This is a genomic window from Dapis hubbardiae BLCC-M172, from assembly GCF_050016015.1.
Lineage (GTDB): Bacteria > Cyanobacteriota > Cyanobacteriia > Cyanobacteriales > Microcoleaceae > Trichodesmium.
This window is the reverse complement of the sequence record NZ_JBNHEQ010000025.1, coordinates 1-5592: the sequence shown is the minus strand read 5'-3', so window position 1 is coordinate 5592 and position 5592 is coordinate 1. Positions and strand designations below refer to the sequence as shown.

General features: G+C 34.1%; 7 protein-coding genes, 1 tRNA gene and 1 pseudogene. 5 read left to right on the top strand and 4 right to left on the bottom strand.

What is annotated here, in order from left to right:
• The 4 genes and pseudogenes from ACP6PK_RS03270 to ACP6PK_RS03255 form a co-directional block, all read right to left on the bottom strand.
• The coding region (locus ACP6PK_RS03270; RefSeq protein ID WP_426557750.1) for a leucine-rich repeat domain-containing protein at positions 1 to 97 on the bottom strand (97 nt) is incomplete at its 3' end.
• A 114-nt stretch (positions 98 to 211) separates the two neighbouring features.
• Positions 212 to 328, bottom strand: a complete 117-nt coding sequence (locus tag ACP6PK_RS03265; protein WP_426557748.1) for a leucine-rich repeat domain-containing protein — start codon at positions 326 to 328, stop codon at positions 212 to 214.
• A gap of 21 nt (positions 329 to 349) precedes the next feature.
• Positions 350 to 841, bottom strand: a pseudogene (locus ACP6PK_RS03260) (leucine-rich repeat domain-containing protein); the annotation flags it as partial.
• A gap of 84 nt (positions 842 to 925) precedes the next feature.
• Positions 926 to 1078: a hypothetical protein gene (locus ACP6PK_RS03255; RefSeq protein ID WP_426557713.1), complete on the bottom strand. Its 153-nt coding sequence runs from the start codon at positions 1076 to 1078 to the stop codon at positions 926 to 928.
• Positions 1079 to 1805: 727 nt separating this feature from the next.
• On the opposite strand from ACP6PK_RS03255, the gene psbZ reads away from it, so the two are divergent.
• The 5 genes from psbZ (at position 1806) to ACP6PK_RS03230 (ending at position 5302) form a co-directional block, all read left to right on the top strand.
• Positions 1806 to 1997: a photosystem II reaction center protein PsbZ gene (gene psbZ, locus ACP6PK_RS03250; RefSeq protein WP_094672544.1), complete on the top strand. Its 192-nt coding sequence runs from the start codon at positions 1806 to 1808 to the stop codon at positions 1995 to 1997.
• Positions 1998 to 2356: 359 nt separating this feature from the next.
• A complete protein-coding gene (gene ribH, locus ACP6PK_RS03245) occupies positions 2357 to 2938 on the top strand; it encodes a 6,7-dimethyl-8-ribityllumazine synthase (protein WP_094672545.1) in 582 nt (193 codons plus the stop codon).
• A 93-nt stretch (positions 2939 to 3031) separates the two neighbouring features.
• Positions 3032 to 3103 (top strand) — tRNA-Gly (locus tag ACP6PK_RS03240).
• A gap of 536 nt (positions 3104 to 3639) precedes the next feature.
• On the top strand, positions 3640 to 4044 hold the full coding sequence (locus ACP6PK_RS03235) for a hypothetical protein (protein WP_426557710.1): 405 nt from the start codon (positions 3640 to 3642) through the stop codon (positions 4042 to 4044).
• A 4-nt stretch (positions 4045 to 4048) separates the two neighbouring features.
• Positions 4049 to 5302 (top strand): glutamate-5-semialdehyde dehydrogenase, encoded by a 1254-nt coding sequence (locus ACP6PK_RS03230; RefSeq protein ID WP_426557708.1) that lies wholly within the window; start codon positions 4049 to 4051, stop codon positions 5300 to 5302.
• The last annotated feature ends 290 nt before the right edge of the window (positions 5303 to 5592 follow it).

Genomic DNA, 5592 nt, shown 5'->3' with positions numbered 1-5592 from the left:
TTAATTGATTATGAAACAAATGAAGCTGTTTTAAATTTGTAAGTCGAGAGATTGATTCTGGGATTTTTGTTAATTCATTATATCCTAAATAAAGAATTTATAAATTAGATAGCTGAGAGATTGATTCTGGAATTGTTGTGAATGGATTATTATATAAGTAAAGCCCTTTTAAAGACGAGAGTTGAAAGATAGACTCTGGAATTATTGTTAATTAATTCTTTCTTAAATCAAGTTTTGTTAACTTGGATAGTTGAGAGATAGACTCTGGGATTGTTCTTAATTGATTATCTTCTAAATCGAGAGTTTCTAAATTAGAGAGTTGACCGATAGACTCTGGGATTGTTGTTAATCAATTATCTTTTAAAAGAAGAGAAGTTAAACTAGAGAGTTGAGAAATAGACTCTGGGATTTTTATTAATTTATTCCATCTTAAATCAAGACTTCTTAAATTAGATATTTGAATGATAGACTCTGGAATTGTTCTTAATTGATTCTCTCTTAAATCAAGTATTGATAAATTGGTAAGTTGAGCGATCGCACCTGGAATTTTTGTTAATTGATTCTGCATTAAATAAAGAGAATGTAAATTAGTAAGTTGAGCAATCGCATCTGGGATTATTGCTAATTTATTATGCCCTAAATAAAGCCTTTCCAAATTAGATAGTTGAGAGATAAACTCTGGAATTATTGTTAATTGATTCCGCCCTAAATAAAGATTTTCTAAATTAGAGATTTGAGAGATTGACTCTGGAATTTTTCCTAATTGATTATTATATAAGTAAAGCCCTTTTAAAGAGGATCTTTGAGAGATTGACTCTGGGATTGTTGTTAATTGATTACTACTTAAATTAAGCTATTTTAAATTAGATCTTTGAGAGATTAACTCTGGGATTGCTGTTAATTGATTATTACTTAAATCAAGCTTTTATAAATTAGAGAGTTGAGAGATTGACTCTGGGATTTTTATTAATTGATTATTTCTTAAATTAAGTTCAATTAAATCTCTATTTTTCAATACCCACACTGGGATACTCGTTAACTCTTTACCACTCAAATCAAGTTTCTTTTCTAGCATCATTTTGACAAAATTATGAATTATTTTTATCTTCTGACAGAAACTATGCCAAAAGCCTTTCAAGAACAAGTCTTTTCAGTTATCAGTTATCAGTTATCAATTATCAGGTAAGCATTCAGCTATTAGCTCTCAGCTCTTCCTGCGGAATGCTGCGCAAACAGCTTTTTAATGAATGCTTGATTCATTCATTAAACTTCTACTACATTTTTACATAATTATTGGAAATATCTTGTTTTTTCATTCCTTAAAGGTAATATAGCTGATGGATGATGGCTGACTGCTGAATGCTTACGTTATCAGTTATCAGTACCTCTATGAAATAGGGATGCTTGAAATATTGAATTTTATTTTTTTAAGGGGATTAAAAAAGGATTGGCGCTCAAGGAATTTTTTTATTTTTTATCCATGAATATAGAAGCTTTATACCTTAATTTTTCGGTCAACAATTATAGAGCTATTTGTAATTATTATGGGGAAGTATTTACTAAATTTGTTTTGCTGCTTCAATTCCAACCATTAAATTAGGGAATAAACCCAGTTTCTTAGCTGGGGTGCGTAAGTTCTCGAGCTAGAGCCAGGTATTAATAATTCCTCTACAAAAAGCTAACTCTTCCCTGAAATGACCGACCTAAACTCAAAATTCACTACTCAAATTAAAATTACCACCGCACAATTTATGATACTCTAATTTCTTATAGGATTAGTTTGTTGTTGCACCGGGAGAAAAAAAATGTTAACATTCCTATTTCAATTCGTACTACTTCTATTAGTGGTATTATCTTTTATCTTAGTAGTTGGCGTACCTTTTGCCTATGCTTCTCCTCAAATCTGGAGTCAAGGCAAACCTTTGATTTTTATTGGTTCTGGTTTGTGGTTAGCACTGGTAATTGCAGTGGGTGTTTTAAACTTTTTAGTGGTTTAGGCCAAATTCAGTTATCAGTTATCAGTACCAACTGCTGAAGCTATTTAAAGGGAGCTATTGGCCTGATTTTTTTGGTAACATCAATCTGAACAGGCAATATCTAAAATCTAAGATAGGAAATAATGAATTTTAAGAGACAGGAGATAATAAGCAGCAACTTGTTATCTCTAGACTCTTACCAATTGATAGTTGATAATTGATAATTAATCCCCAGATGTTTCAAGCTTCTCCTTTTAAGGAGAAAAAAGTGCTAGGAGATTTCCGTACTTTATTTTAACTAAAGGTAATTAATAATTGATAATTAGAGATAGTTTTCATTATTCATTATCACAATAATTAACATTAAAAAAAATTCTAATATGACTGTTTTCGAGGGAACATTTACTCAAGTTGACTCTTTACGCTTTGCTATTGTAATAGCTCGTTTCAATGACTTAATTAGTGGGAAACTACTCGAAGGTTGTCAAGACTGTTTCAAACGGCATGGTGTGGATCCTAATCCAGAGGGGACTCAAGTCGATTATATTTGGATACCAGGGAGTTTTGAAATTCCTTTAGTAGCACGTCAATTGGCCATGAGTAATCGCTACGATGCGGTAATTTGTTTAGGAGCTGTAATTAAAGGCCAAACTCCTCACTTTGATTATGTAGCTGCTGAGGTATCTAAAGGAATTGCCGCAGCAGCATTTCAAACAGGAGTACCTGTAATCTTTGGAGTTTTAACCACAGATACGATGCAGCAAGCTTTAGAGAGGGCTGGTATTAAAAGTAATAAAGGTTGGGAATATGCCATGAATGCCTTAGAAATGGCAAGTTTGATGCGTCAAATTAAGGGTGGTATAAATTCCTCATCAAATAATTATAGTATTGCTGGTACAACTCAAGCATTACCAATAACTTCAAATACTTTTGTAGAGTCTGATGTATCTCCAGAAGTATGACTAAGCTAATCAAAGGTTGACTCTCAAAAAAAATTCTGCTTAGGGGTTGACAAATAAAGTTATTTGTGAAACTATAGATAGTAGTTGGAAATCGCGGGTATAGCTCAGTGGTAGAGCGCAACCTTGCCAAGGTTGATGTCGCGCGTTCGAATCGCGTTACCCGCTTGGTAGAGATATTATAATATATAAGATTTATTCTCCAATGCTTTTCAGTAGGTATTTAATAGTTAAAATACCACTGGAATTATAAACCACAGGACGAAAAATAAAAACTATAGCTTGATCGAAAGATTTTTTGAATTGAATATAGTACAGAACCCTGATTAGATATTTAGCAATCTGGTAGGAGTAGGAAAGTCCTAAGTTTAGCACATACTCTCAGTGCTTAAGCACTTGACTCCTGAAATTGTGATTCAAGACAAACGGAGGCTATAATTCTGAGGGTTGATTAGTTCACTGTAGTGTATCCATTTCAAAACTACTGTAGGTAGGAGAAGTAGATTTTTCGATCATTTTAAAGGTAAGTGTCATAACATAAACCAAGAGCCAAAAGCTGAAGATTTTGTGATAAAAAATCAATATAGCTAACACAAACTGTTGAGTCAGGTTATAGTTTAATAGGACCTAGAATTAGAATAATAGACCTATACTGAGTCTCAGATCATCTTTTTTCAATCAACGCTTTCGGTTATACAATTACTTTGCGACCTCAAAAAGCTCAAAAGATCGATTTGAATGGAGAATACCCCTGTCCATGTCGGCGTAGGGGCCGCTTAATTCCAATAGCCCTGACAGATGCCTTTGGCTGTAACCGCTGTCAGCAAATATTTGTTGTCAATGAAAATGACAATACTATTGAACAACTCTCGACTCACTATTCCTATAAGCCTGCTTGGCGATGGACAGGTAAACAGTGGTACCGGGCTTATTCCAATTGGAAGGCTCACTACTTGCCACTAGCTCTAGTAATGATTTTAGTACCTTTAGTGATTTGGCTACCTTTAGCTTTACACTCTCCTGGTTCTAATATAATTATTTGGGCAATGGTGGCAGTTCTTTTGGCCATGCTTCCTGCCTTGATGGTCTGGCTTGCTTACAGACGTTAAACTTATGAATAGGAAATATTATTCTGCTAACTTAACGATGAATATGATTCATCGTGCTTATCAAGGTTCTCTAGAACTTGCTAAAACTAAGGCTTCAAAACGCTCTATGGCCTTACAAGCAATGGCAGAAGCAATTTTACAACATAAAAATGAGATTTTAGAAGCTAATACTCTGGATTTAGAAGCAAATCGGACAATTCCTATTCCCGCGCCAATGGTTGAATTGCTGAAGTTGACTCCAGAACGACTCGAAATTACTGTTCAAATTTTACAACGACTTGGTGATTTGCCCGATCTAGTAGGGCAAGTTGTTGGTGCTTCATATCAATTAGAACGTAGTCAGAGTTATGGCCAACGTATTCCATTGGGAGTTATTGCTTTAATTTATGAGGCATTTCCAGAGTTAGTGGCGATCGCTGCTGGAATGTGTATTCAAACTGCAAATAGTTTGATTATTAGGGGTGGGAGTGAGGCTAGTAATTCTAATTTAGTTCTTACTAAGGTATTACGGTTGGCTTTGGAGCAAGTTGGTTTACCTGTGGAATGTATAGAGTTTTTACCTCCTACGGACAAGGGTTCAATTCAGGAGTTGCTTACTCAAGACCGATATATAAATTTAGTTATTCCTTATGGACGTTCTAGTTTAGTTGATCGGGTGGCAAGAGTGTCAACTGTACCAGTTTTAAAAACAGCCATGGGTAATTGTTACTTATACTGGTCTGCTACTGGTAGTTTGGATATGGTTCGTTGGATGATTTTGGATAGCTATGAAAGTAAGCCAGACCCAGTTAATGCGATAGAAAAGGTATTGATAGATCGTAAGCATAATTTTTCTATGGTAGTTAGACTTTGGAATAGTTTGAAGGAAAATGGTTTTGAAGTTAGAGGGGATGCTGCTTTAGTTGATGAGTTTCCTGATTTAATTTTGGCTGAGGATAGAGAATGGAATGAAGCTTATTTAAGTAAAGTAGTTGCTTTTAAAGTTGTTGATTCTATAGATTCAGGAATTAGATGGATTAATAATTATAGTAGTGGTCATGCTGATTGTTTGGTAGCTGAATCTTATCAGGAAAGTCGTCAGTTTGCTTTGGGTATTAATAGTGTTTGTTCTTTTATTAATAAATCTCCAAGATTTTCACGTTATCAAAGTGAAAAAGATGGTATTTTCTTGGGAATGTCTAATCAAAAATGTTTTGCTCAAGGGTTGATTGGGTTAGAAGCTTTTACTAGGATTAAATATATTATTCAAGGGAATTAGAGATTATTGTTATAGTTGTTAATTTTAAAAAAATATGACTTGCTATGAATTTTTCTGAAATTTGCCAAAATAGATTCAACAACCCATTGATACATAATACCAATTACCAAAAGTAATGCTATACTTGATTAATACTTCAGTTATTAAGTAATTATCTTGGTAGAATCATATTTTTTCTGATTTAAGGCAATTTAATATTAATTATCATTATTTTTACTACTCCCCCACTCCCCTACTCCCCCACTCCCCCACTCCCCCACTCCCCCACTCCCCCACTCCCCCACTCCCCC